Source organism: Streptomyces chartreusis NRRL 3882 (assembly GCF_900236475.1).
GTDB classification, from domain to species: Bacteria; Actinomycetota; Actinomycetes; order Streptomycetales; family Streptomycetaceae; genus Streptomyces; species Streptomyces chartreusis_D.
This window is the reverse complement of the sequence record NZ_LT963352.1, coordinates 1-24,812: the sequence shown is the minus strand read 5'-3', so window position 1 is coordinate 24,812 and position 24,812 is coordinate 1. Positions and strand designations below refer to the sequence as shown.

The window sequence follows — 24,812 nt, the reverse complement described above, 5'->3', positions numbered from 1 at the left end:
ACGATGCCCGCCGCATCCGGATGCGGCCCCGCACCATCGGTGAGTACTTCGCCGTTGAACAGCCCCTGTTGAAGCCGCTGCCGGACGAGCCGTTCGACACCAGCGGCACTTTCGCGCTGCGGGTGGACCGGCACAGCCGGATCTCGGTCCGCACCAACTGCTACTCGGTGCCGGTGCGCTACATCGGCCGCCGGGTGCGGGCAGTGCTGCACGCCAACGAACTGGTCGTCTACGACGGCAGCACGGAGATCGCCCGGCACGAACGGCTGATCGCCAAAGGCGGGGAACGGCTGGTCTTGGACCACTACCTGGAAGCCCTGGTGCGCAAGCCCGGCGCACTGCCCGGGGCGACCGCGCTCGAACAAGCCAAAGCTGCGGGGAAGTTCACCCCGGTCCACGACGCGTGGTGGGCCGCGGCCTGCAAGGTCCGGGGCGACCGCGACGGCACCCGGGCCCTGATAGACGTGCTCCTGCTGGGCCGGCGCATCCCGCGCGAGCACCTGGTGGCCGGGCTCGCCGCCACCCTGCGGGTGGGCGCGCTGACCGCGGACGCTGTCGCGCTAGAGGCCCGCAAGGCCCAGTAAGCCGACGACGCCGACACCACCCTGCCCGAGCCGGAGCCGCGGCGGCGGGAGCCGACCGTCACCTTCCTGACCGCGCGGCGGCTGGCCCATTTCCCGCCCGACACCCGGCCGCTGCCCTCACCGGCCCCCTACGACCAGCTCCTTGGCCGCCGCACCCGCGGCAACACCGCTGCCAGCAAGGGAGAACAGATGCCATGAACGCCACCAGCCGCCGCCGGATGAGTGAGCAGGCGGCCGAAACCGCCGTGGTCGGCGCCTGCAGGATGCTCCGGCTGCCCACCATCCGCGGGAAATTCCCGGACCTGGCCGAGCAGGCCGCCCGCGAGCAGATGTCCTACCTCGCCTTCCTCGCCGAACTGCTGCTGGCCGAATGCGACGACCGAGCCCGCCGCCGCTCCGAGCGCCGGATCAAGGCCGCGGCCTTCCCCAGGCAGAAGTCGCTGGGGGAGTTCGACTTCGACGCTAATCCCAACATCCACGCCGCCGTCGTCCACACGCTTGCGACCTGCGAGTGGGTGAAGAAGGGGCAGCCGCTCTGCCTGATCGGCGACTCCGGCACTGGCAAGTCTCATTTGCTGATCGCGCTGGGCACCGAGGCCGCGATGGCCGGGTTCCGGGTGAAGTACACCCTGGCGACGAAGCTCGTCAACGAGCTGGTCGAGGCCGCGGACGAGAAGCAGCTGACCAAGACGATCGCTCGCTACGGCCGTGTCGATCTTTTGTGCATTGACGAACTCGGCTACATGGAGCTCGACAAGCACGGCGCTGAATTGCTCTTCCAGGTTCTGACTGAGCGTGAGGAAAAGAACAGTGTCGCCATCGCCTCCAATGAGGCTTTTGGCGGATGGACCAAGACGTTTACCGATCCCCGGCTCTGCACGGCCATCGTCGACCGGCTGACCTTCAATGGCACGATCATCGAGACCGGCACCGACTCCTACCGCCTGGCCCAGTCTCGGGCCAAGGCCGAACAGGCTGCCATGACCTGAGCAAGATGGGGACCGGAACGGCGGGCGTTGCCCAGTGCCCGGTCCCTGCCCTGCTTCAAACGAGCACGTGCTGCGGAACTGCCAGATCGTCATGGGCGAACAGACGTGTCAAGGCGGGTGAATTGTCCTTGGCGCAGGTGTCGGCGACCACATCGATCAGCTGGTCGTAATCGGGACCGGTCTTGCCCTCATAGGCCGCGGTCATGCGGCCCCACTCGTCCCAGTTGAGTGTCTCCTGCTTGCAGAGCGCGGCGAGGTCGCGGACGGCGTTGCCGCTGATCTCATGCGGTCCCCAGGCGTGATCGGTGCCGGCCACCCCGAACAGGGCCGGGTCGATCAACCCGTTGCGATAGTGGAGCCACGCTTCACCCCCGGTGAGGAATTCGCCCGGGGCGAGGTCGTCGGGGCGGTCGACGTAGTTCTTGCCGAGGTGCTCGGTGTCGACCCGCACCCAGCGGTTGTGGTCTTCATCCCAGTACTCGGTGATCCAGTGATCGACGCCGCGGTCCTTGAGGAAGTAGGTGCCGAAACCACACCGAGCTCGGGAGGCGATACCCCGCGCCCGCAAGATCGCACAGGCGATGGTCGCGAAGTGACGGCAGGTGCCGATCACCCGCGTCTCGGGCGTTCGGGGCTGATGAAGCGGCGCAGGGTCCAAGGCGGTCAACGCGGTGATCAGCTTGTCGACCGGCCTGATGTTCTTCTCGGCGATCCGGTCCTCGGGCACCCCTAGCGCCGCGGCGTCTGCGGGCTGGATGACCAGGCCCTGCACGGCGGCACAGACGCCCACGGGGTCCTCCGGCAGTCCCTCAATGAGCCGGAGCTGGGCCGAGTCCAGGCTCGTTAAGAGCCCAGGTCGAGAGTAGTTGAGCACGTCATCGGTCATAACCGGGCATCGTAAGGGCCAGGGCTGACACCGAGACCGGGCTCAGCCCCTGCCGGGCTCTCGTGTTGCTAGAACTCACCGATATTTCTGCGGCCGAGCCGCCTCAAGCGTTCCCCGAACTCACCGTCAGGCGTTGCTGCTTCCCACCGACACAATCAAGACGCCGGAGTACTTCCGCAGCATCCTCGGCAAGATCGCCAAGCCGGTGATCGACGCTGGCATCGAGGAGGAGATCACCTCCCGCGCCTTCGGCAGCGTCGAGGAGTTCCAGGCCGCCCTGCCCGAAGACGTCACGGTCAGCACCCTCCAGTAGGTCCTCTGCATCCGGGGGCGGGTGCACCCAAGAGGTGCACCCGCCCCCGCACACATCCAGGAAGGATCAAGCCGTGCCGTCACTCCCCAAGCCGCATGTGATCATGACTAAGACCCGGGCCGCAGGGCACGGCTCCGGCCTTCCGGGAGCGCGGCACATCCGGTCCTCGCGCAACGACCGGCCTTACCACTACATGGTGCACAGCAAGCACTTCGCATACGAGGAATACGCCCTTCACCTCGGCCAGGTGAGCCCGGTCAGGAGTACGTCGCCTGCGACCGCTCCGGCTACCGGTACCGCGTCGAGGCCTCCCAGCCTGGAGACACCTACGTGCAGGTCACGGTTCTCACCGACGGCATCCGCTGCAAGGTGAAGCCGACCAGCCTGCACACCGACCTTGCGCGCCGCACTGGCTACCTCCTGGCGTCCCTGGGCGACGCCGAATGGGAGGCCGACCCGCGTACGTCCTGTACCGCGCGCAACGGGCACGCATCGCCGACCGAGCGTCCGAGAAGTGGGGACACTGACCTGCGCACACCCGACGACGTCCGCACCCGCGCCGCCGAACTGGAGAGTCGGGTTCCCCCGGTCACTCCGAGCCGCGTCACGGTGGCGTGAGCGGGGGCCAGGGAGCTGACCGCGTCCAGTTCAGCGTCCACCTCCCGCTCCAACTCTTCCCGGGGCGCGAGAATTCACGGCAGGGGTTATGGCGCTCCTGGTTCAGTTCTCGGCGAAGACGAGGTCCTCGGGCGGGTGGGTCATCCGCACCTTGCTGTCGATGACCTCGACGATGGCGTCGAGGCCGGTGGTGGAGTGGCCCGTGGAGATGATCCAGAACTCGTCCGCGGCCTGGTCGAGGAAGGCGGGAAAGCCGGTCAAGTCCGGGTTGTTGGGGTCGCCGAGGTACAGGTGTTCACCAGCCGCCGGAACAGCTTGGGCAGGATCACGGCGTCGTCCTGGAGGGAGTCGATGTCGGTGACGGTCGCGCCGTCGAGCGTGTCGTCGTCCCTCCACAGGCCCTTGTTCTCCTCTTGTGCCTGGCGCACCGCGGCGGTCAGCTCGCCGCGCAGGTCGGGGAAGAGGTTGGTGTAGTACGTCGGGTAGGCCAGGCCCTCTTTGAGGATGTAGTGGTTGAACGTGGTGTGCAGCAGCGCCTCGTCGACGTTGATTTGCGTGCCGCTGGTGCCCGGGGGTGTGCCCTTGCCGGCGAGGGCGATGCAGCGCTTGTCGCGGCCCGCGCCGCGGGTGAGGATCCAGCCGGGTCGGGTGGTGGGGGTGGCGGCGGTGACGGTCTCGTCCGGCGCGCGGTCGACGGTGGTGAAGCCGAGCCAGTTCGTCAGCGCGTCCCGTGCGGCACGACCGTGGAGCCACGGCTGGTGGACCTCGGGGTTGCCGTTGCGTGTGTAGTGCGTCTCCAGTGTGTCGATGGCGTCCAGCCGTAGCTTGGCTTTGCCGGAGGTGTTGTGCTCGACCTTGTGGGGGCCGGGGACGAGGTCCCACTCCGCCTTCTTGTCGGGCTTGAAGTGGATGGTGTCTCCGTCTGACCGGCCGTTGAGGATGTGGTACGAACCCGTGATCAGCAACATGGGCATGGCGATGCGGCTCCCTCACGGTAGGCATGAACGCCGGAACGGACTTTCACTCAGCGTTACAGGGTAGGAGCATTTTCTGTACAGATAGTGAAGCGGCGCGTGAAGTTCGCTCGTTGAGCCCTTTTCGGCCCCGCGGCCGGAATTGAGGCTTTCGGCCTCGGCCGGTGGGGTCTGCTGTCGTGGGGACGACAGCAGACCCCCGTTCTCCTTCCTCGCGCTGGCCCAAGCTGATGGGCAAAAGTTTCGCTTCGCTGGCCGCCGGGTCAGATGCCGGGGCAAACGGCGGCGCCCAGGCCGAGGGCGGCGCAGATGCAGAGGGTGCGCAGGACGCCTCACCGGAGTTTGATAGCGAGGGCGGCGGGGCGCAGCCGCGGACCGCGGTATCACGCTGCCGGTGAAGCAGAGGAGGAGGCTGGTTGCGGAGTGCTCGGGCGCTGGCCTGAAGGATCGTCCCAGACAACGTCTTGTGGAGGTGGACCGGCGGCATCCACGACCGCCGGACCCTGCACGCCGCCCGGCCGGGGAGGTGAGGCGGGCGTTCGCGGAGACGCCGCGGGCGCCGTCCGCCTGCCCGATCGGCGTCGCAAGGAGACGTGCCTACCCCCACCTTGTGGGGTAACTCACAGTAACTGAGCTGTGGGGTGCGTGCGTTGGGTGAGATGCGTGGCCACAGCGGTTGCGCTGCCTGCGGTTTCGTGGACCGGCTCGATGTGTCCGTAGGTAACCAGGGACCCGGTGCGCGGAGTGGGTTTGCTCACCGATAGGGTGTGACGTGCGCCCCCTCCCTGGCTGAGCACCTTCGAAAATGCAGCCAAGGAAGGGAGCGCAGGAGATGGCGTCATCTCCGACGGGGCTGCCAGCCCCGAAGGAGGGTGACCAAGCACCAGCTGGAGGCCAGTCCAGCGGCTTCCGGTAGTCACCGGTCGCCAGGTGCGTGGAACCCTCGCCCCAAGGGCCTCGCGTCTCTTCGTCCTAGGCAGGGTCGGAAGATGCGGGGCCCTCTCCTTATGTGTCCAAGGGTCTGGGAGCCGAATCTGGTGGGATACGGCTTCTGGGCCCATGGGTGGTGAGCCCTCATAGTGAAGGCCTAAGGCCAAACTCTACAGCCCTTCGCCCGCTTGATTGCCAACATGGCTGTTCACGGGTCACAGCTGGCCCCAAAAATCTTGGCGCTGCATCGTGATGGGGTGTCACTAAACTGCACCTACCGTGGTGTTGGGAGGTCGGAATGGCACGAGGGCTCGCCGACATGTTCGACGGGGCAAGGCTGCGCCAGGCACGGGCCGCAGCTGAGGACGGGCGGGGGATCAGCGCTGAGGCGCTGGCGCGGCGTATCGACGCCACCAAGTCCCAAGTGCTCGCGTATGAAAACGGATTGGTCAGACCTGATCCGCGGCGGATCCGAGATCTGGCGCAGGCCTTAGGGATCGAGCCGCTGCAACTGTCAGACGCCAGCCGGGCCCAGGCATGGACCTTGGCCGATCTGCGGCGCGCTCACGGGCTGCGAGCCGCAGACGTCAGCAGAGCGTTGAGTCTGTCCTTGCGGACGTATCGACGTCTGGAGAACGAGGGCATCGTGCCGGCGCACAAGTTCAATCTCATGAGCGAGCTGGCGGAACTGTTTGCGATCACTGCGGGTGAGGTGGAGGAGCATTTGCGCCGGGCTCCGCTTCTGTCACAGCGCTTGGACGAGGTGCGTGAGCCGCTGTCCTGCCTGCTGTCCTTTTACTTGCAGCCGAAAAATCTAGACAAGCCCGATCCGGGTGACGACGAGATTATCGCGCTGGCCGGTCTGTATCGTCGGTCGCCTTTGACGATTGCTCGCATCGTGGGTCACGAGATCGCTCGGCTGAGGGGGATGCGGCGGCGCAAGGCGAAGTTCGATGCTGCAGCGAACTACGGTGCCACCGCCGAGGAACAGGCCAAAGGGCAGGCGGCCGCCCAGGCTGAGGGGCGCAAAATCCGTGAGGTCATCGATGCTCTTCCGCAGAACTTGGACACCTTCTTCCGGTGCATGCTGCCCCTGGACGCCTGGCGTGCCATCGCCCTCTTCCACGCGTTGCGGCCGCTGGGCGGCTGGCTCTCGACCGGGCAACTGAACGCAACCAGCGAGCAACTCGCCATGATCCCGGCCCAACTGCTCGAGCGACGAACCACCGGAAAGGATGCCGCACAGGCGGAGTACCGCATCTCGGAGCAGGGCGCCAAACATTGCGCCGCTTACCGGCCTTGGTATGACGCGTGCTACCCCGCCGTACAGGCTTTCGTCCAGGTCAACGAGCGAGCCCTGGCTGGCCACATGCAGCAGTCCGACCTCCACGACCTCCTCGCCCAATCGGAGGCCGTGCTGTTCAGCTTCGACGGACTGCTCTGTCGGCTGTTCGGCCGCAATCTGCAGACCGTTTCAGAACGCCTGCTGAGCGGAGCGCAGTCGCTGCAGCTGGTCTTGCCACCGCAAACCCCAACCGATCCGGTCGGCATGTTGCGCGCTCTGGTACGCCATGGCACACCAGCTCAGATCAACCAGTTGGACCGACTGCTGTCGCAATTCGAGATGGAAGCCGCGCGACACGTCGCTCCGCTTCCGGGAGTGAGTCAGCTGCTGCGTGCCTTGGCGGACAGCCCTCGGCGCTTGGCCGTGGTCACCGACCACGCCTCCGACGCGGTGAACGTTTTCCTTGAGCGGCTGCCGACCGACATCCCGCCCGGCCGGATCGCTGTCTTCGGCCGCCCCGGTGATCCAGAGCTGATGAAACCCAACCCGCACGGGTTGTCGCAGGCGACCGCGGCTCTGAAGGCTCCGCACGCCCGCGTGCTGCTGATGGGGGAGTCGATCGCCGATGCGCTGGCTGCCCAGACGGCGGGTATCCCGTTCGTTGGTGTCGCCGCCACGACACGGCAGGCTCGGATGCTGCGTGATGCCGGGGCCAGTCGCACTGTGGCCAGCGTGCGCACCATCACCGCCGTGGTCAGAGAGCAGCAGGCTGGCGCCTGACCCTGCCGCATGCGGTCGCAGTCATTCCTCCTTGCTGGAGCGCCCCCGGGTGAAAGCCGCAAGGGCATGTGTGTAGCGACGGGTCTGGGGATGGTCGGCGCCCAGCAGCTGGCGGGCGGAGTCGCAGACCTGCTGTAGCAGCTGCAGTGCCTCGGTGCTGCGCGACAGCGCCTGCAGCACCGTCGCCAGGAGATGAGCCGTCGCCAGCGTTTTGGGGTGACAGAACCCGTAGAGACGTGTCCTGGAATCCAGGACACGTCGGCATTCGTCGTGAGCCTGTTGCATCAGACCCAGGTCGTGCAGGACGCAGGCGTGATTGTGGCGAGTGGTGGCGGTGCTGGGATGGTCTTCGCCGAACTGCTGCAGCCGGATCGTGAGCAGCGCATGGTATTCCTGCCGGGCTGCCTCCAGATCGCCCCGGTCGTGCAGGACGCGTGCCAGCTCGTGTCGCGCTGCGAGCGCGTTCGAGTCCTGCTGTCCTCCGGTGCGCAACCGCGCCCGGTAGACGCATCGCAGATGGTCTTCGGCCCCGTCCAGACGCCCCATGTCGTGCAGAAGCCTGCCGAGCTCATGGCGGGCGATGAGCGTGTCGTGATGTTCCGTGCCGCAGATGCGATCCAGGGAGCTCCACACCTGCAGTCGCAAGGGTTCAGCGTCGTGCAGTGCGCCTAGGTCGTGCAGGATGGAGGCGAGATTGTGTCGGGTGGTGATGGTCTCCACATGATCCGGACCTAGCACCTCACAGCGAATGTCCAGCACCCGTTTGAAGCCGCTCCGGGCTTGGGCGAACAGTCCCTGGGTCTGGAGGTAGCGGGCGGCGAGTTCCGCAGCATCGGCGCAGACTGTCCGCTGAGGGACGGACAATTGGGGGAGACCGTCTCCGGCGTGTTGCAGCAGATCGAGTGCGTGCGGTGTCAAGGCCGCCCATGCGGACCAGGACTTTGGGTCTTCCGGGGGGAGGCGTACCTCGTCCAGCCGCAGGGCTTGCTCTATCAGCGTGACAGCGGTGGTGGTCTCGGCACGGGCGATGTCCCGAATCAGCGGATGCAGTCTCACGCAGGGCAGCCCTCCATTTGTTGCGGATAGGTCTAGAGGATCTACTAACCCCAGTGCGGCAAGTTCGCGCAGCGTGCGCCACAGTGTCGTTCCGTCCAGATCGGCAAGGCCAGGCAGGACGGCCGACACTTTCGCCGGCCGCAGCAGCAGCGTGTATGGAATCGGCGCCTCACCGAAGGCGGACAGCACCGTCAGCAGCCGTCCTGCGTGAGCGAAACCCATCTGATGCAGCAACTCGATCGACATCTGCCAGGCATGGGCGATCACCCGCGCCGGATTGAGGCTGCTGCCGTGCTTGTTGAGTACCTGGTGGTAGGTGGCGAAGTCCAGGGGCATGCCCGCTTCCCTGAGGGCTTCCGGCATCGTGTTGACTTCCGCCAGATAGGAGCCGGCCATCGACAGCGCCAAAGGCAGGCCGCCCAGCCGTCTCCCCAGTGCCTTGGCCGCCTGCACCGTCCCGGCGTGATTACCAGCGTGGTCCAGTAGAACCTGCGCAGCATCGTCGGGCGCCAGGGGGCCCACTGGGTGCAGAACTGCGGCCCCGCCCCACCAGCGAGCCACCCCGTAACGGGTGGCCACCACGACCATCCCGTCGTTACAGGCATGCGGGCGCAGCCAACCTGTCCCCGCGGCCAGCCGGCCGGGGCCGTCCAGCACGGTGAGATCTTCCGCATTGTCCACGATCAGCAGCCAGGGCCGAGTCGAGGCATTCAGCCTCTCCCATAAAGCATCTGCAGCGGCCTCGCCGACCTCGTCCTCGTCCAGACCCGTGTGCCGCGCCACCACCCGCATCCCGGCTACAAACGTTGCCGCGTGGCGGGCATCCACCCACCACACCCGACGAGGGCCAGTCCTGGAGAGCCGATACACCAGCTCCAGGGCGATGGCCGTCTTGCCGCTGCCGCTGATTCCGTGCAGCACGTGCATACGGCCATCGCTGCGTCCCGCGCACAGATGCAGGAGCTTCTCAACCAACTGCTCCCGCCCTCGCAGTGGGTAGCGCTGATCGCGTTCCGCCACTGGTGGTGCCACGGTCACAGCCGTCCGCTCACCCGGCGTCGCTGCGGACACCACCAACTGGGCGACGTCCATTCTCCCGGCCGCCACGGAGCCGAGCTGAGCGATCACCTGGGCCGTCGAGCCTGCGGTGGGGACAGGAATTACGGTTGCGGCCGGTGGGGAAAAGGGGGCGTGAGGTGAACCCCGCCGTCTACTCGAACCACGCCACCTGCCACCGAGCCACCCTCCGCTGTCACCGACACATCGCCTCCCGCCACCAGGCCGCCCGCACCGGCCTGGTGCCCGGGCAGCTGAGGTGACGTACCGGCAGATGCAACGAGCTCACGCAGTTCGGTGACGACCTGCTCACGCTCATCCGGACGCAGAGTCTGCAGGAACACCTCCCAGCGTGTCTGCCATACACCTTGCCAGTAGAGGCGTTGTCGCTCGAGGTCTCCCTCGCCTGTCACGCCGGCTTCCGTTTGATCGAGACGGATCAGCTCAGCCTGATGCTGCTCGGAGTCCCCTCCGCCCAGCATCTGGGCAGCGCGCTCTCGAACACTTCTCCAGGCATCGGTGCCTGCGGCCTGTACGACCGCCAGGCCACCTGCCGTCGCTAAGGCCGCGATCGACTCAGCTAACACACGCCCCCCAATGCGATATGAATATCCCGTTCCGCATACACGTTCGTTGGCCATTGCTAGTCGTCGGGTGATGCTCCATCAAATACTTCCGCTAAATCTGCCCTGTCACCCCTCCCATTTCCACCCCCAGGCAAGGGGTCATAGTGGACGGTGACCGTGCTGTGCAACCACTCACGAGGACCGATGTTCACCTGATCACGGAGTGTGACATCGGAAAGGTCACGGCCACCAGGTGGGACGTGTAGGGTCCGAGTCTGGCCGACGAAGGCCCGCTGCCTGACAGGCAGAAACCCCTCAACAGCCTGGTGCACAACCGAAGGAGGCCTGGCCTTGAGCCGCCGGCGGGCCGAGCAGCGCCGCGACGACGACCCTCAACGCACACATATGCGGCTGCAGTACAAGAGTCTCGTCGTTCCTCTGCAGTTCTACCTGTTCGTCAAGTGTGCAGCCCTGCACCTCGACCCCCGCAAAGTCGCCGACGAAGCCTGGATTTTGGCCTTCTCTGAGCCCCACAGCCTCCGCGGCTACCGTGCCCTGCGCGAGAGGGCGGACGGCATCGTCCAAGAGCGCATCGACGCTGGCGTTGACACGCGGGACGCCGACTACTCCCTGGTGCAAGTGTTCGACGCCTACTTCAAGGGCAAGTACCTCGCGCTGCGCGAAGGCCTGCAGGTGCTGGATGAACTGCCCCTTGACGACCGGCGGGCATACCAGGCGAAGCTTCTCGATCTCCTCGCCAATGAAAACGTCGCAGCGGTCATGGGAGCAGCCGTTTTCGAGAACCGAGAACGCGAGAGGGAAAAACTCGCTAACTTGGCAGGAGCGAACCACGATCTCAGCGTGCTCGAGTCGTTCTTCGCCGACGTGAGGGGGAAGCGCTAATGACGATCAAGACCAATGATGATCTCGTCGTCCGGCTCTACCGATCCTACGTAAGGCTCAAGCACGACGTCCGCGCCGATGACGATCTCGACCGACGCTTCGAACACGCACTAGACGCCGTTGAAACCCAACTCGCCACGCGTCACCCCCATCGCACATGGCGTCCCCGCCACCGTCGTTCCCGTCTTGCTGGCAGCGCCCGCTCCGCTCCGCACCGCCGCACTGCCATCACGACGTCTGCGGTCACCCTTTGCACCACGATTGGCGGCGTGCTGCAAGGCGCAGTAGGAGCGGTGATCTCCCTCAGTGTCAGCCTGCTTTTAGCTTGTACAGTGGCCGTGATCCAGCACGGCCCTGCCCGTCACGACTGACCGTCCGCTCATTCAGAACCGCTCGCGTGGCAGGATGGCTGGCCTCCGGTGCTGACATGCAGTGCCGATAACTGTCTGTCCCGTGAATGATCTACAGCGTGCCGACTGGTCTCGCTACTCCGTCATGAGAGCGGCGGATGCGGCGCGGGCGTGCTCGGGTAGGTGGTAGCGCGCGAAGAGACCCGTGGCGGCGACCGCGGCCGCCAGCTTCGTTGCGGTCGGCCGGTGCCTGCTGGCGCCCCGGGTCGATGCCGCAAGACCCACGCGCTGCCGGGTCGTCGGGTGTGGCGCTAACACCCCGGCAGTTGGCAGCCCCTGCCAGGGCTTGGCCCGACTCCCCACGACTGCCTGCCGGCTGGCTGATCCGCCGCACCACCTCACCGGTTGCCGCCGTGCGGAAGAAGACACCTGCTCAGAACCTCATTGCGCTTGTACGGTTCCAGCCGCGCCTCGTTGCGCATCAATGCCGTGCACCTGGTCGGCGCGATCGTCGGCAGCAGGCCGATACGTCACCTACGGCCGTCTGCTCGCCGTGATCCCTCCTCGCCGTCGCGGCTGATGCCGTCGCCGCCCCGTGGTGCCGGCTCCTTGCTGAGGACACCGCTCACCTGCTCGTCGCCGAAGGTGTTACCGGGCTCTGGCGGCCGCCCCCAGTCGAGGACGTGCAGGCCCGTGCTGTGGACGAGGAGCGGGTCCAGGCCGAGGAGCTGGATGGGGGAGTGGCCGTGGCGCTGCAGCCATGCGCGGCGGCGGCGTTGTTCTGTGCTGCTCAGTTTGTGCCAGTAATCGTGGTGTACTCCTGGAGTGCCGGGGTGTTCGTTGGCCCAGGCGCGGACGAGGGCGGTTTCGTCGGGCGCGGTGTGCAGGGTGATCAGGGCCCATGCGGTGTCATACGGCAGGGCCGGTCCGTGCTGGGCCATGAGCCGGCGGGTGCGCAGTTGCCGCAGAGGTGCCAAAAGCCATCGTGTGGTGCGGTAATTCATGTCGGCGTGCTCCCGGGGTCGTCGCGTTGCTGCCAGCGGGCGGCGGTGTCTTTGAGGTCGTGGTGACCCAGGGCGTGCAGGGTCTGGGTGAGGGCTTGTAGGAAGATCTCGCGCTGCTGTGGGGTGTGCAGAGCGGTGATAAACCGGTCGGTGAAGTGCCTGATGTCGCCGCGCAGATCGTCCTGTGCGGGGTCATGCGGCAGCGGCAGACCTTCTAGTGCGTCTGTCAGTTCCTTGAGCTCGCTGAGTCGGTCGGGGAATTCGGCGATCCACCACACCCTTCTCAGGTCTGGGTCGGCGAGCACGCGCTGCAGATGGGCCAGACGGCGCATCTGCAGCGCGTCCTCCAGGTCCAAAGTTTGTTGCCGGCGCGCATGTTCGGCGGCCAAGTCACGGTCGCGTGCCGTGGCGGTCAGCTGAACCGAGCCAGCTACCTCCAGGCCGGGGATGGGGTGGCTCCACCGCATCAGGGCGGTGTTGGCTGCGTCCTGGGCTGCGCCGAGATCGAGGACGGAGTACTGGCACAGCAGGCGGGTGGCCTGCTGGCGCAGGTGGTGGCGCGCGAGCGCGGCAGGGTCGTGGTGATCTGCCGGATCGGCGTGCGTCCGGCGCCATGCACCGTCGACGCGCACGGTGAAGAAGACGCTGGTGATGCAGCTGGCCATCCGCTCGTCGTTCATGACGAGCGGATGTGCCCCTTGGGTCTCGGCCGCATCGAGGGCGGCAGTTGCGGTTGTGCGGCGCCAGGGGAGGATGCTCACGCGGCCGTGACGATGGCGTCGTTGCCGGGCTCTGCGGCGGATCCGGGCTCCGCGGGGGAGGCCGTGTGCTGGGAGATCAGCAGGTCGAGCAGCAGCCTGCGCCGCATCCTGCCCAGGTCAGAACTGCCGGAGGAGCCAACCAGCAGTTCGGCTGCGCCCCGCTGGCCGAGATGGCCGTGCAGCACCGCCGCTGCCAGAGGCAGGACCTGGTCGTCGGACAACCGGGGGGAGTCCAGCCATGCGGCCAGACGCGCATGGGCCGTCCCAGCCGCATTGGGGTCCTGCAGTGCTGCCCGCCAGCCGCGGACGAACAACTCACCGGCGAGCGTGTCGGCGGCGTCTTCGCCTGTTTCCCGCGCTGCGAGCACCGGGAGAAGGGTGTCGCAGGCGATGTCGGTGAGGGCGAGAAACGTGTCTGTTCCGGCCTCGCGGACATCGCTGTCGGCGGCCTCGGCCCAGCCGACGATTTCCGACAGCACCAGGATGCGCTGTTCAGGAGTGCTCGCCAGACGGCGTACCGCCTCGGCTACCGCCTCGCGGGCCAGGCCGTCGCTGCGCGAGGCCAGCAGACGCAGCCGGGTCAGCGCGATGCGCGGATACGTCTGTCCCAGACGGCCGGCGCAGATATCGGCGACTGCCGTGGCGAGTTCCTTGCTGGTGCCCTTTTGATGGGCCCAGTCGTACAGCTGCTTGCGGACACCTGCGCCCGTCACCGGGTGGAGCGCCATTGTTTCCAGGACCTCAACGGCCAGCTCCCTGTGCGCGGAGCGGCCCGTGGCGATCCAGTCGCTCGCCACCAACTGCACCACCGAGCCGCCGGGCAGCAAGGACAGCTGCACCAGGCAGTCGGCGATGCGACGCAGATGGCGTACGGCGACCCCGTTGGGTGCGCTGATGTGCGAGGCCCACTGCAGCAGTACCCGGCGCAGCTGCGGCCGCTGCCGCCACACGTACTTCAGGACCGCTTCGGGCAGTCCGTGCTGCCGGGCCTCGAGCGAGAGCGCCTCGTCGTCGTCCTGTGAGGCCTTGATGGCGTGGAGCCGTTCGTCCAGGCCCCGGCCGGCCAGCGCGCCACCAGGCGGCAGAACGCCGCCGACCTCCGCGAAGAGCCGGTCCGCAGCATCCAGCACGACGTCAGCCGGCACACCTTCCAGCAGGGCGGCGGCAATCAGGAGCGCTCGCTCACGCAGGTCTTCCGGATTCGAATGCTTTTCGAACCACTTCTGCAGATGGTCCTGCCAGTCGGTGAACTCCTGCTTGACCGCGTCCCGGTTGTCTTCGCCAGCCTGAGCGACCAGCAGGGCCAGACGAGCGGCGTCGGACGGCTCAGCCGATTGGGCGAGCAGCGCGTCCAGGGGAGCACTGGACAGCCAGTCCACCCGGTCGGCTGCGAGGTGCCGCAGGTGGGCCTTGGCGATCTCGGTCGCCGGCGGGCGGATCATGCGCACACTGGGCACGGTCGCCAGCGTCCCGGGATTCCAGCCTTCCGGGGTCGCCAGGATAACCAGGAAGGCTTCGGCTGCTTCGGCTTCCTGCTGGTAGTCGGCGAGCCCGGTGTAGAAGCCCTCGTCCAGCCCACGGCAGGCCGTCAGATCCAAGACGAACCCGTGCCCCTTGGTGTGGGGAAGCTGCTCCGTGCGCGGCCGGTCCCAGTCCAGGACCAGCCAGCGGATCCGTTCCCGGGGCACCCCCACACTGTGCAGCACGCGCAGCGCGGCTGCGCGCCGGCCCGTGCCCGTCTCCCCGAGCAGCACCAGCACGTGGCGCCTGCCGTGCGGACGGTTCAGCATACTCACGGCGTGCGCCACCTGCCCGGAACCGTTGCTGCCCAGGGCATCGACAAACGCGTTCTCCACGAGGTCCATCTCGCGGTCAGCCATCCCGACCCCGCGCAGGTACTCCCAGCCGCGCACGTACCGGTGGTGGTGTTCCTCGTAGTCGCGACCGACCTGCGTCACGCGTGCGCGGCCGGACGCCTCGGCCTGCTGGACGGGCACCGCCTCGATGATGTCCGGCCCGCTCATGACTGCTCCTGACCGGTGATGTAGTCGCCGCCGACCTGCACCAGCCGCGCCTTGCCGCTGGCTTTCCCCTTCTGCCTCACACTGGACTTGCGCTCCTTGGCCTCCCGGCCCTTCGCGGCCTGCTGCGCGGCGGAATCCAGCGGCTCGCGTGGTGCTGCATCGCCACTCCTGGCGAGGTAGGCACTGATCACGGAGGGCACCAGCCCCGGGACGAACAGCCAGCATGTCTCCTCGAAGCCGGGCTTGCCGTCCACGCGGGCAGTGGCCTTGAGGAACTGGCGTTCCGTGAGAGCGGGCGTGCGGCCGGCGCGTACGGTACGGCGGAACACGGCGTCCGACACGGCAGCAGCCAAGAGGGCGCCATGGTCCATCGCAGCGGCCAGGGCGTCGCGGACTGCGTCACTGTCGACGAGCCGGCAGGCATCGACGGCGGCGTCACCGCGGTGCTCCGGCGGTGTCAGCGGCCCGACGTGCACGCTCGCCCGCAGCCGGATCCGAGGGGCGCTGGCCAGCCGCGTCTGGTCGTAGCGCTCGAGCGCCTGGCCGAGGTGGCCGAGGAAGGGATCGACCAGCCGCGCTGCGTGCCGGGCGGGCAGCACGAAGATGGCACCGTCCCCCCGGTCCTTGTAGGCACTGTCGAGCGGGGTGATGCTTTCGATCCGGCTCTGTGCGAACACGGTGGCCAAGATGTCGTCCAGATCGGTGCGGGTGGGCGCCATCTTCGCCTCGGGGATCTGGCTGTATTCCTTCATGTCGACGACCAGGAGGGCGTGCTCCGGCGGTACATCGACAGCGTCGGGCGGGACAGGAGAAGTCACGGGTCACCGGCCTTTGGGTCGCGGGAAGTTGCGGTGGCGCCCATGCTGGCCGTGCCCGGGCCCAGGTGGTGCCCAGCAGTGGGCACGGTGCCGGTGTGGTCGGTCACCTGTGGGCGTGCGCGTGTGACTGGATGGAGGTGAGGTCGCGGATGAGGAGCCCGCCGGCAGCCTCCGTGGCCAGCCACCCCCGCTCGCGCCACGGTTTGAGCGCCGTTCCCACGGCATTGCGGGACGCGCCGATCATCTGTGACAGCTCTGTCTGGGTCAGACGCACCACGTGCTCGGCGTGGCCTGCGGATGCGGCATGCATGAGGCGGCCCAGAGCCGAGGCCAGACGCACAGGAACCGGCGCGGTGGCCAGCTCGAGCCGTACCGTCTCCGCTTCGCGGACCCGGGCGATGGCGTGACGCAGCAGCGGAGTCAGCAGCCCGTGCGAGTCGACGAAGCCAAGAAAGTCAACGGCCGGGATGACGTGCACCCGGCAGTCCTCCGCAGCGATGACCGACGCGGTGCGCGGCTGGTCGTCCAGGACGGCCAGCTCGCCCAGCAGCTCTCCTGCGCCGCGCACCGCCAGCAGCGTCCGCTCCCCGTGCAGCCCGGTCAGGGTCACCAGGGTGGATCCGGAAGCCAGCAGGATGACATGCGTGCCGGGATCCCCCTGCCGCAGCAGCACACTTCTGGCCGGACGCATACGAACAGGGGCCAAGTCACGTAACCGGGACCATAAACGCTCACCGATGACCGCAGCATGCGGCTGATACATACTTCCCCCGAGTGTGGCGGCCGTCACGCCGCGATACTCTCAAGCGGCGTGTAAGCGATCAACAACCCAATTCCGGCCAACGTAACGGCGGCTGCAATGAGATCGGCAGCCCGCCTGACAGTGCGGAACTTCCGGCCCGCCAAAGCCGTGAACAGCGCCAGTCGTTCGGCCTCGGCTCGCGCAGGCCCGTCAACGCTCATGGCCGCCACGGCCGACAAGACCTCCTCGGACCGGCTGCAGTCCACAGCCTCCCGCGCGAAAACCCTGAGCCGGCCGCCCCGCGGCAGAACGGGACGAATCGCGGACAAAGCCGCTATAAGCGATAGGCCAAGTAAAACGGCAACGCCCGCCAGGACAGCGGTCAACAAAGCCCCAGCACTGGGCAGAGCCGACACAGCTGCAGCGTCGACGGCCAGCAAACCACCAGCCACGCCACACAAGGCCGCCGCCTTAGTGTCCGCCCGCTGCACCTCGGTGAACATCTCAGCAGCCTTGGCCTCAAGCCAGCCACGGCCCACCAGGCCCGTCGAACCGAAGTCCTCGCCGATGTCAGGCACGTAGCTCCTCCTTCAGGCCCTGCGCCGCCGCTTTCCGTACCCGTTCACCGTGCACGAACCCCGTCAGCCGAAGCGCCCACTGCAGGGCACCGCGCATGCTGAACCCGTCACAGCCACAGCGCGTCCCCCGGTCAAGCAGCACCACTCGACGGTCAGTGACACCTCAGGTGCACCCTCCGGTACCTGCGGTGTCCTGACGTCGGCCCACTACCGGCCACGGTCGCCCCCCAGCAGCCTTCACCGCGACACCCCGCACCCCACCGGGCGCACGCGGACGATGCCCTCACCCTTCCGCCTTTGTGGTCCTGGTAGCCGGTGCCTGGTCTGGGGGCTTTGAGGAAGATCTCCCGCTGCTGCGGAGTGTGCAAGGCGGTGACGAACCGGTTGGTGAAGTGCCCGACCTCGCCCCGCAGATCGTCGTCTGGGGGCCACCCGGCTGGCGCCCGGGCCCGTGGGAGGCGCAACGGCTCAGCGTGTGGAGGTGACATCGTCTGTAGCCGTACGCCTTGTCAGGTCGCCGAACCCGCAAGCCAGTGCGCGAAGGGCGTGCGCACGTCCGGGACGTGCAATGGCGTTGTGTCCGCGCCTGCGCCGCGCGCTGCCTTCAGAACTGCCGCAAGGTCCTCGGTCGCGAGCGTATCCACAGGGCACACCTGGCATTCCGCTTCCTCTGCGCGTCCCGCCGCGGCGTCTGCGAGGGCCCGGAGGTGGGCGAGGGCGTCGAGACCGCGGTCGACGCGCAACGCGTGCCAGGTGCCGCGTTGCGCATCGACCGCGGTCTCGACGCCCGGATACACGGGCAGGCCGATGTGGCCCTCATGAACTCGGACGAGGACGGTCTGGAGGAGGTAGTCGCACAGATCGGACTCGGCCTGATGGTCACCAGACGAGGGTTTCCTCACGAACCCGGGGCCCCACAGGTACTGCGCGGGGAAGGCGGTGGTCGCGCTGCGTGCGTCGAACTCCAGGAGATTGAGGTCGGTGATACCGCCCGGGTACAACACGGCGCGGATCAGGATGTAGGTGGATGCCTCTTCGCCGCGGTCTCGGCCAGTTGGTCGGCGTAGCCGGCCGTGTCTTCTCACCATGGTCGCTCCAGCCGATGGCGACCACGCTTCGACTGAGCGGCGCGGGATACAGCCGGCCTCCTGGTGTCGGACGTCCCGAGGGCCGATCAGGCTGGCGGCGCCGGAGGTCAGAACGGTGCTGTACAGGGAGACGATCAGGGATTCTGGATCAGGAAGTCCGCCGCTTCCCGTGTCCTGTGCTTGCGGTGGAACGTCTCCTCCTGTGCTGCCCACAGTGGCCACATCTGGGCCGTGGAGAGACCATCCCTGGATTCCACGCGTGCGCGGCGCTGCGGCGTGTTTGCCTCCACCCAGATCGTGGAGTGAAGGTACGGCGCCGACTGCAGGCTGTACGAACCGACGCCCTCTACGATCAGCGGTCCGCCGGGACTGATCGTGTGGGTCTCGGCGAATTCCCCCGTGTACCAGTCGTATCTGCGCCAGATTGCCGGGCGGGACTCCGACAGTGGGCGCAGTATCCAATCGACGAGGTACTGGGCACCCTGCTCCAAGCCCGTCCAGCCCGGATAGATGTCGTCCATGTGAAACACGTCGGCCCCGGACTGGGCTGCGATGCACGCAGCCAACGTCGTCTTCCCAGCTCCGGACGAACCGTCGATGGCCAGTACGAAATCCGGTCGGCCAGAGGGGCCATGTACAGCGCCCGCGATCCGTACGGCGGACTCGTGCATCTCCCGGGAGATGCACGCGCAGCCTCTGAGGTGCACGCTTGCCAGCGGTTCCATAGCACTCGACAAGATCCACCTCTTCACCGCGGCCGCCCGGTGGCACCAACGTCCCACAGGGGCCCAGTGTGTTCAAGACGATCCTGATCGACGGCGTAGTGAACGGGCGCCGCTGATGGCAGCAGTGAAGCAGGCGAACAGCTCGACCCGGTCCGCTGGCCGGGAGCCCCGCAGCACCCGTAGAAACCCACAGGTCAACGCTACGAGACGGGCGGTTGCACAAACCGCAGCCGCGATGATCAGCAACAGATTCCACGTATCCACGATCTTGCCCTCCAAGCTGCACCCGACTCCCCGCCCTCAATCTGCCGCTGTCCCACCATCCGCACGCGGCTTGGGACAGCCCCGGATGGCCCAGATATCCGGTGCTGTCGCCGGGACGTGTCAGGATGCCCCGGGCAGCTCACGGATGCCGCCGCTCGGGGCAGTTATCGGGAGAGTGCAGGCGAAGCGGGAGTCACTGCCTTCTCACCGCTTCGACCAACCCCCCGGCACTTGTGCGGCGACAGCCCAGCATCTCGGCGGTCAGAGCCCCATGTTGGGATGTTTCGGAACGCCCTGACCGCGTAGCCCGATACCTATCCGGGGAAGAGCTAATGCGGAACAGGTGCAGGGCAGAGACCGGGGGACGTGGCCAATGGGGGACATGCACCGCACGAGAATGCTGATGTCGTTCATGGACGACCTCTGCGCCATGAAGCGCCTGGCTGGCCTTTCGTACGAGCGCATCGAGCAACTGTCGCAGCGGCAGTTCCACGAGGGAAGGCGGCTTAATTCCCTCGGCTCGACAGGCATGCAGGTGCTTGCTCGCACCACCACTCACCGTATGCTCAAGAACGGCGATGTATCTGTCGCCGACCGTCCCCGCGTCATGACGTTCGTCGCGGTCTGCCTGAAGGCCGCCGATGAGCGAGGCGTCGCATTGCCCGCTGACTGGAGGGACGCAGACCGGTGGGCCCGCAGGTGGTCGATGCTGGTCTCAGAGTCCCTGTCGAAGACCGCCCGCCCCATCGCCAATTGCTGGGGCGACGAACAAGACGACGACGGCTCAGGGGAGGGCGACGCTGCAGGACTGGTGCGGCTGGCCCCAGTGGAGCAACTCTGGCCCGCCCGCAACCCGGAGATCGGGGAGCTGGCCACGGCGATCCGGCATCTGGGACGCTCGGGCCGTCCGGAGGCGGCCGCCTCGCAAGCCAACGAGCTCGTCCAGCGCTGCGCCCAGCGGCTCGGCGGTGACCATCTAGGCACGCTCGCCGCTCGGCAGGCCGCGGCTTACTGGGCCGGGGAGGCGGGTCGAATGAGGGAAGCGGTCCGGCTGACCAAAGCCGTTCGTGAAGACTCCCGCCAGATGCTCGGCCCCGACTCGCCTTACACACGTCTGACTGAGCGGCGGCTCGTCTACTGGGTAGGCACCGCCGGCGACTGGACTGGCGCCTGGCACCACGCCAACAGGCTGCTCACTCGTTGGGAAGGCGATCCGGCTGTGGACGCGCTGGACCTCAGCCTGGCCCGGATCGACGCGCTGTACGCGGCCGCCCAAGTCAGGGGCTGGAACTCCGCGGTCCACTACCTCCGTCATGAGATCCCCGGTCTGTCTGAGCTGTTGGGCCCGCACCACCCGATAGTTCTGTGGGTGCGAGCCAGCGTCGTCGAGGGCCTGATCCGCTGCGGTGAGACGGCGGAGGCTACTGACTGCGCCGTCAATCTGGTGGAGGACACCGAAGGGCGGTTCGGCGCAGATCACCAGCGGGTGCTGTGGGCCCGGGCGGCGCTAATTTCCGTGCTGCGCGGGTCGAAGCGCTTGTCAGAGATGGTCGACATCGCCCGCGTCAATGCAGCGGAGGCTGACCGCATTCTCGGGTACCTGCACCCCGAAGCAGTGAAGATCAAACTCACGTATGTCGAATCGCTACACGACGAGGGCGCTGTCACCGAGGCTCAGGAAATCGGTCACGAACTCCTGGCGACGGCGAACGCTTCCATGGGTTGGGACAGCCTCAGCATGCTGCGCATCCGGCTCGCCCTGTTGAAGACCGGCGATACGGACGTCGGCGGCAGCCGTCCGGTCGTGGATGCCACCCCTGAGAGCTTGTATGCGGACGCCCGTCGACTGCTTGGACCGGACCACGAAGTGACGCTCAGGGCCCGCCTGTTATACGTGTCCCGCGGTAGCCCGCGAGATCGCGATCAGCGTCTCGCCGAACTAACCGAGGATTGTGTCCGGGTGCTCGGCATCGGTCACCCGCTCACCGCGGAGGTACAGATGGCTCTCGAGACCGCGCCCGACGTCCCCTGAGGCCAGGAGTTCGACCCGACTGGAAGTTGCTGCTCGATGCGTCAGACCGCACTCACACCAGTCGGGCCCGCAGGGTCGCGCGCTCGGAGTGGGCGACGACGACCTTGACCTCATCCGTAGGCGACCAGTATTTCGAGGGTGATCGTTGACGGCACCGGGTTTATCGCCTGCGATTGCGCGGGTTGTCTGCTCGGCGCCGGGCAGCGCGAAGGACGCCCCATTCGGCGAACGGGCGGAAACACCACGCACTGCCCGAGCACGAGGACGACTGCACGTGGGACAGTTGCTCCGAACTTCTCTTCCAAGACCACGACGTCCCGATGCTCTTCGGCGCATCCCTTACCGGCATCGAGGACCCAGACAGCCCGACGAACCAGGGCCTGGGAATGGAAGACCTCCGCCTGCTCGCCTGGTTCGACACCCTTCAACAAGAGGGAGGCCCGAAACCCACGCCGAGGCTTCCGCCGCTGACCTTGCCCCCACGCCCGACCATGCCCCGGTCACCTCATACCCGGGGCTCAGGCCCACTTCATCCCGGCGTCACTGAGCTCCCGCACCCGCTCAGGGGCCAGGCGCTGTTTACGTGCACGGCAATTGGCGATGAACACTCCCAGCGCACGGTCGTCGCCGTCCACGGTCTCCACGTGCTGGCGAGGGACGTTCAGGTCCCCTTCCCGCTGCTGGTACTGGCGGGCTGCGGCGAGGTTGTCGGCCCACATCTGCGCCCGCGTCCTGCCCGGGGCAGGGCCTGTCTGAGGCTGCCCCTCGCCCGGCGCCAAGTGCAGTACCTCGGTGAGCAGCCACTGCTGCGCGGGCAGCAAGCCGTCCCATACGGCAACAGTGCGCTGGGCGCCGGCCCAGCGCCCGAGGTCCTCGCCCTGGACGACGAGCTCCCCGGGCTCAGTGGGCAGTTTCCCGCCGCCGTTCACATGGGCGCGGGCGAGGTAAAAGCACCGCTGCCAGGCGATGTCCCAGACCGGGCACCAAGCGGGATCGATCGCCTCCAGTTCCCGCCACCGCCGCGCTCCGTCACGCTTTCCCGATGCCCGGCCCCCGTCGGGACCGTTCTGCACCGCTCGTTCTCGTCGTGCGGCGGCACGCTGGTCACGCAGCCAGATCCCCACGGGGTAGCCCTGCCAGGTTGCCTCGGCGGGGGCAAGGAGGTGCCCGTGCTCCGCCGCCCAGCGGCGTGCGGCGTCCAGGCCTTCGGAGAAGGCCACCTCGCGGTGGGACCACACCATTCCGGCTGCGTCCAGTTCCCTCACCCGTTCCTCGGCCAGGGTGCCCTGACGGTAGGCGATGCGCTGTTTGGCGATCCATACCCCCAGTGCGAAGCCGTCGGGGGCGGTATACCCGTATGGGATCCGCAGGTGCCCGTGATCGGCGGCGTAGGCGGTCGCGGCCTGCAGCCCCCGCCGCCAGTACTCGCCCTCGGGCCGCAGCACACGCGCCCGGATGAACGCCGCCAACTGCACCGGGTCCCGGGCCGTGGAGAACTGCAACAGCCCCTGCGCCGCCCCACTGACCACCCCACCCGCCGTCCCGCCCGTGACCGAGGGAGCCTGCCGGCCGGGGGCCTGGGGGACGGCGAGCTGCTCGACGGCCTCGGCATCGTGCGCGCGCAGCGCGGTCAGCACCTTCACCAGATGCGTGTACGACCGCGAGGCCAGCATCTCGTCCGGCTCCTCACCCGGCTCCAGGAAAACCGGCACCACCAGCGAGGCCACCTTGCCCTCCCCAGGCTGCATCCGCAGCGCCCGGCCCACGGCCTGCACCACATCAGGCGTCGAGCCCCGCGCATCCACGAACACCACCGCATCACACGCCGCGGTATCGACCCCCTCGCCGAGCACACGCGCCGACGACAGCACGCACAACTCCATCACGGCATCCTTCACCACCCCAGCGGAAAAGGTCTCCAGCACCTGCCGCCGGTGCACCGCCCGATGCTCCCCGCACAGCCAGTCCGCCCACACCGCCCCCGGCTCCACGAACGAGGCCGCATCGGCCTCCCACAGCGACGCGGCCACCCGCCCCAGCCCGCCGGCGAAAGCCTCCGCCTCACTCGTACGATGATGAAACGTCAGCACCCGCCGCAACCGGTGCTCCGCAGCAGTCTTCAAAACCGCCGTCTGCAAGGCCGCCAACCGCACCCCCCGCACCTCATCCGTATACGCCTGCGCACCCACCAACTGCACCGCCGACAGCTGCGAGTCAGCGATGTCCACACAGACCACCTGGTACTGCGCGATCAACCCCCGCTCGATCGCCTCCGACATCGTCAGCCGGTACACCACCGGCCCGAAGATCTCCTCATCGTCCATCGACGCCACCAGCCGTCCCGCCCCATCGGTCGGCGCCCCCTCAACCCCAGGCACCTCCCACAATCGTGGAGTCGCCGTCATGTACAACCGCCGCACCGCCGGCAACCGCCGATCGTCATGCACCACAGCCCACGGCTTCCCCAATACCCCCGCCGTCCGGTGGGCCTCATCCACCACCATCAGATCCCACCGACCCACACCGGCCGCATGAGCACGCTCCAGCACACCCAGCCCGGCAGCCGCATACGTGGCGAACACCGTCACCCGGCCCTCATGGGCGAGCCACCCTGCCAACTCATTAACATCCGTGGTGCACCGCACCCCTACAGCGGCCTGCTCCCGTTCGGAACACACCCCGAACAACCGACCACCCCGGCCGCCGGCACGCCATACACCCACCATCTGACCCAGCAGATCGAGTGTGGGCACCAGAACCAGCACCTGTTCGGCACGGAGCCCCTGGGCGGCATAGACCGCGATAAGGCTCTTCCCTGCCCCTGGAGGCGCGATCACCTGCGCACGCACCGCTGTGTCCGCGAGCCCTCTGCTCATCGGAGACCCGAGCGCACGGACCACTGCGTCAACTGCCTCGACCTGATGAGGACGGAGCCGCTGCTTCCTGGGCACGAGATCCCGCCTTCCGATCTACGGGGGCAGTAGGCCCTCAGAGTAGAATCTCTACAGGAGAAATTTATGATGCAAGGCCCCAGAGGCCAAGCCCATCACACGCTATAAGTGAGCATGGCTCATGCCCGACGGGCTCTGCACCCGAACCTCGAAGACGCCCATCCCGCCCCAGCAGTATGGGACAATGCACCCCCTCAAAAATGACGCACCGTCATAGGAAGAACCTGACGAGCGTCAAATACTTCGGTACAAATGCTGCATCACCTGATGCAGGGCACCTCCCCTCGCTGCTCGGGCCGAAGGCCCGTTGGCCGCACCGCGCAGCGGGGCCGGCCTGCGTGGCGCATCGAGCCACGGGGTGGCTGGAGCGCAGCGTAAGCCGCCCTCACGAGGCCGCAGGCCGCAGAGCTCCGGGAGCGCAGCGGACGGAGCGTCACCTGCCTTGCGCAGCAAGGCAGGTGACGCTCGTGCGGAGCACGAGCGCAACACCCGTGCGGAGCACGGGTGTTCGCTTGCCCATCGCGCAGCGATGGGG

Annotated in this window: 21 protein-coding genes; 8 read left to right on the top strand and 13 right to left on the bottom strand. The window is 67.4% G+C overall.

Translation table 11 applies throughout. The features are described from left to right. The first annotated feature begins 20 nt into the window (after positions 1 to 20). Entirely contained in the window at positions 21 to 584 is a 564-nt protein-coding gene (locus SCNRRL3882_RS41260; protein WP_231911010.1) for a Mu transposase domain-containing protein, read from the top strand. 194 nt (positions 585 to 778) lie between these two features. Further along, a complete protein-coding gene (istB, locus tag SCNRRL3882_RS00095; protein ID WP_010049032.1) occupies positions 779 to 1,573 on the top strand; it encodes an IS21-like element helper ATPase IstB in 795 nt (264 codons plus the stop codon). 55 nt (positions 1,574 to 1,628) lie between these two features. On the opposite strand, the gene SCNRRL3882_RS00090 is transcribed toward istB, so the two are convergent. After that, on the bottom strand, positions 1,629 to 2,459 hold the full coding sequence (locus tag SCNRRL3882_RS00090) for a transglutaminase-like domain-containing protein (RefSeq protein WP_029181818.1): 831 nt from the start codon (positions 2,457 to 2,459) through the stop codon (positions 1,629 to 1,631). A gap of 133 nt (positions 2,460 to 2,592) precedes the next feature. On the opposite strand from SCNRRL3882_RS00090, the gene SCNRRL3882_RS00085 reads away from it, so the two are divergent. Beyond that, positions 2,593 to 2,772 carry a hypothetical protein gene (locus tag SCNRRL3882_RS00085; RefSeq protein WP_029181817.1) on the top strand — a complete coding sequence of 60 codons (180 nt, stop codon included), beginning with the start codon at positions 2,593 to 2,595 and terminating at the stop codon, positions 2,770 to 2,772. A 330-nt stretch (positions 2,773 to 3,102) separates the two neighbouring features. Next, positions 3,103 to 3,390 (top strand): hypothetical protein, encoded by a 288-nt coding sequence (locus SCNRRL3882_RS00080; protein ID WP_010049028.1) that lies wholly within the window; start codon positions 3,103 to 3,105, stop codon positions 3,388 to 3,390. 102 nt (positions 3,391 to 3,492) lie between these two features. On the opposite strand, the gene SCNRRL3882_RS42340 is transcribed toward SCNRRL3882_RS00080, so the two are convergent. After that, the gene (locus SCNRRL3882_RS42340; protein WP_010049026.1) at positions 3,493 to 3,651 is read right to left on the bottom strand and encodes a hypothetical protein; all 159 of its coding nucleotides are present in this window, start codon (positions 3,649 to 3,651) and stop codon (positions 3,493 to 3,495) included. After that, positions 3,648 to 4,364, bottom strand: a complete 717-nt coding sequence (locus tag SCNRRL3882_RS00075) for a thermonuclease family protein (protein ID WP_010049025.1) — start codon at positions 4,362 to 4,364, stop codon at positions 3,648 to 3,650. The genes SCNRRL3882_RS42340 and SCNRRL3882_RS00075 overlap by 4 nt, the downstream gene beginning before the upstream one ends. Positions 4,365 to 5,592: 1,228 nt before the next feature. On the opposite strand from SCNRRL3882_RS00075, the gene SCNRRL3882_RS00070 reads away from it, so the two are divergent. Beyond that, positions 5,593 to 7,359 carry a helix-turn-helix domain-containing protein gene (locus SCNRRL3882_RS00070; RefSeq protein WP_010049024.1) on the top strand — a complete coding sequence of 589 codons (1,767 nt, stop codon included), beginning with the start codon at positions 5,593 to 5,595 and terminating at the stop codon, positions 7,357 to 7,359. A gap of 21 nt (positions 7,360 to 7,380) precedes the next feature. On the opposite strand, the gene SCNRRL3882_RS00065 is transcribed toward SCNRRL3882_RS00070, so the two are convergent. Further along, the gene (locus tag SCNRRL3882_RS00065) at positions 7,381 to 9,507 is read right to left on the bottom strand and encodes a tetratricopeptide repeat protein (protein ID WP_202458425.1); all 2,127 of its coding nucleotides are present in this window, start codon (positions 9,505 to 9,507) and stop codon (positions 7,381 to 7,383) included. A gap of 881 nt (positions 9,508 to 10,388) precedes the next feature. Here SCNRRL3882_RS00065 and SCNRRL3882_RS00055 point away from each other — a divergent pair. Beyond that, complete coding sequence (locus tag SCNRRL3882_RS00055; RefSeq protein ID WP_010049020.1) at positions 10,389 to 10,940, top strand: hypothetical protein; 552 nt, start codon at positions 10,389 to 10,391, stop codon at positions 10,938 to 10,940. Then, positions 10,940 to 11,311 carry a hypothetical protein gene (locus SCNRRL3882_RS40605; protein ID WP_158688494.1) on the top strand — a complete coding sequence of 124 codons (372 nt, stop codon included), beginning with the start codon at positions 10,940 to 10,942 and terminating at the stop codon, positions 11,309 to 11,311. The genes SCNRRL3882_RS00055 and SCNRRL3882_RS40605 overlap by 1 nt, the downstream gene beginning before the upstream one ends. Before the next feature lie 509 nt (positions 11,312 to 11,820). Here the strand turns inward: SCNRRL3882_RS40605 and SCNRRL3882_RS00050 are convergent. The 8 genes from SCNRRL3882_RS00050 to SCNRRL3882_RS00015 all read right to left on the bottom strand — a co-directional run bounded on the left by SCNRRL3882_RS00050 (position 11,821) and on the right by SCNRRL3882_RS00015 (position 18,826). Then, positions 11,821 to 12,294 carry a hypothetical protein gene (locus SCNRRL3882_RS00050; protein WP_158688493.1) on the bottom strand — a complete coding sequence of 158 codons (474 nt, stop codon included), beginning with the start codon at positions 12,292 to 12,294 and terminating at the stop codon, positions 11,821 to 11,823. Then, on the bottom strand, positions 12,291 to 13,055 hold the full coding sequence (locus SCNRRL3882_RS00045; RefSeq protein WP_029181815.1) for a hypothetical protein: 765 nt from the start codon (positions 13,053 to 13,055) through the stop codon (positions 12,291 to 12,293). The genes SCNRRL3882_RS00050 and SCNRRL3882_RS00045 overlap by 4 nt, the downstream gene beginning before the upstream one ends. Further along, positions 13,052 to 15,079: a hypothetical protein gene (locus tag SCNRRL3882_RS00040; RefSeq protein WP_010049014.1), complete on the bottom strand. Its 2,028-nt coding sequence runs from the start codon at positions 15,077 to 15,079 to the stop codon at positions 13,052 to 13,054. Before SCNRRL3882_RS00040 ends, SCNRRL3882_RS00045 begins: the two co-directional genes overlap by 4 nt. Beyond that, positions 15,076 to 15,831, bottom strand: a complete 756-nt coding sequence (locus SCNRRL3882_RS00035) for a hypothetical protein (RefSeq protein ID WP_050810353.1) — start codon at positions 15,829 to 15,831, stop codon at positions 15,076 to 15,078. Before SCNRRL3882_RS00035 ends, SCNRRL3882_RS00040 begins: the two co-directional genes overlap by 4 nt. Positions 15,832 to 16,000: 169 nt before the next feature. After that, positions 16,001 to 16,570, bottom strand: coding sequence for a Crp/Fnr family transcriptional regulator (locus SCNRRL3882_RS00030; protein ID WP_010049010.1), 570 nt, complete (start codon positions 16,568 to 16,570; stop codon positions 16,001 to 16,003). Positions 16,571 to 16,683: 113 nt separating this feature from the next. Next, positions 16,684 to 17,217: a Pycsar system effector family protein gene (locus SCNRRL3882_RS00025; protein WP_010049008.1), complete on the bottom strand. Its 534-nt coding sequence runs from the start codon at positions 17,215 to 17,217 to the stop codon at positions 16,684 to 16,686. Positions 17,218 to 17,726: 509 nt separating this feature from the next. Next, positions 17,727 to 18,305 (bottom strand): hypothetical protein, encoded by a 579-nt coding sequence (locus tag SCNRRL3882_RS00020; RefSeq protein WP_158688492.1) that lies wholly within the window; start codon positions 18,303 to 18,305, stop codon positions 17,727 to 17,729. 134 nt (positions 18,306 to 18,439) lie between these two features. After that, positions 18,440 to 18,826 (bottom strand): phosphoribulokinase, encoded by a 387-nt coding sequence (locus SCNRRL3882_RS00015; protein ID WP_158688491.1) that lies wholly within the window; start codon positions 18,824 to 18,826, stop codon positions 18,440 to 18,442. Between the two features lie 850 nt (positions 18,827 to 19,676). Here SCNRRL3882_RS00015 and SCNRRL3882_RS00010 point away from each other — a divergent pair. Further along, entirely contained in the window at positions 19,677 to 21,326 is a 1,650-nt protein-coding gene (locus SCNRRL3882_RS00010) for a hypothetical protein (RefSeq protein ID WP_158688490.1), read from the top strand. A gap of 518 nt (positions 21,327 to 21,844) precedes the next feature. On the opposite strand, the gene SCNRRL3882_RS00005 is transcribed toward SCNRRL3882_RS00010, so the two are convergent. Continuing rightward, positions 21,845 to 24,277, bottom strand: a complete 2,433-nt coding sequence (locus tag SCNRRL3882_RS00005) for a DEAD/DEAH box helicase (protein ID WP_010049001.1) — start codon at positions 24,275 to 24,277, stop codon at positions 21,845 to 21,847. Positions 24,278 to 24,812: the final 535 nt, after the last annotated feature.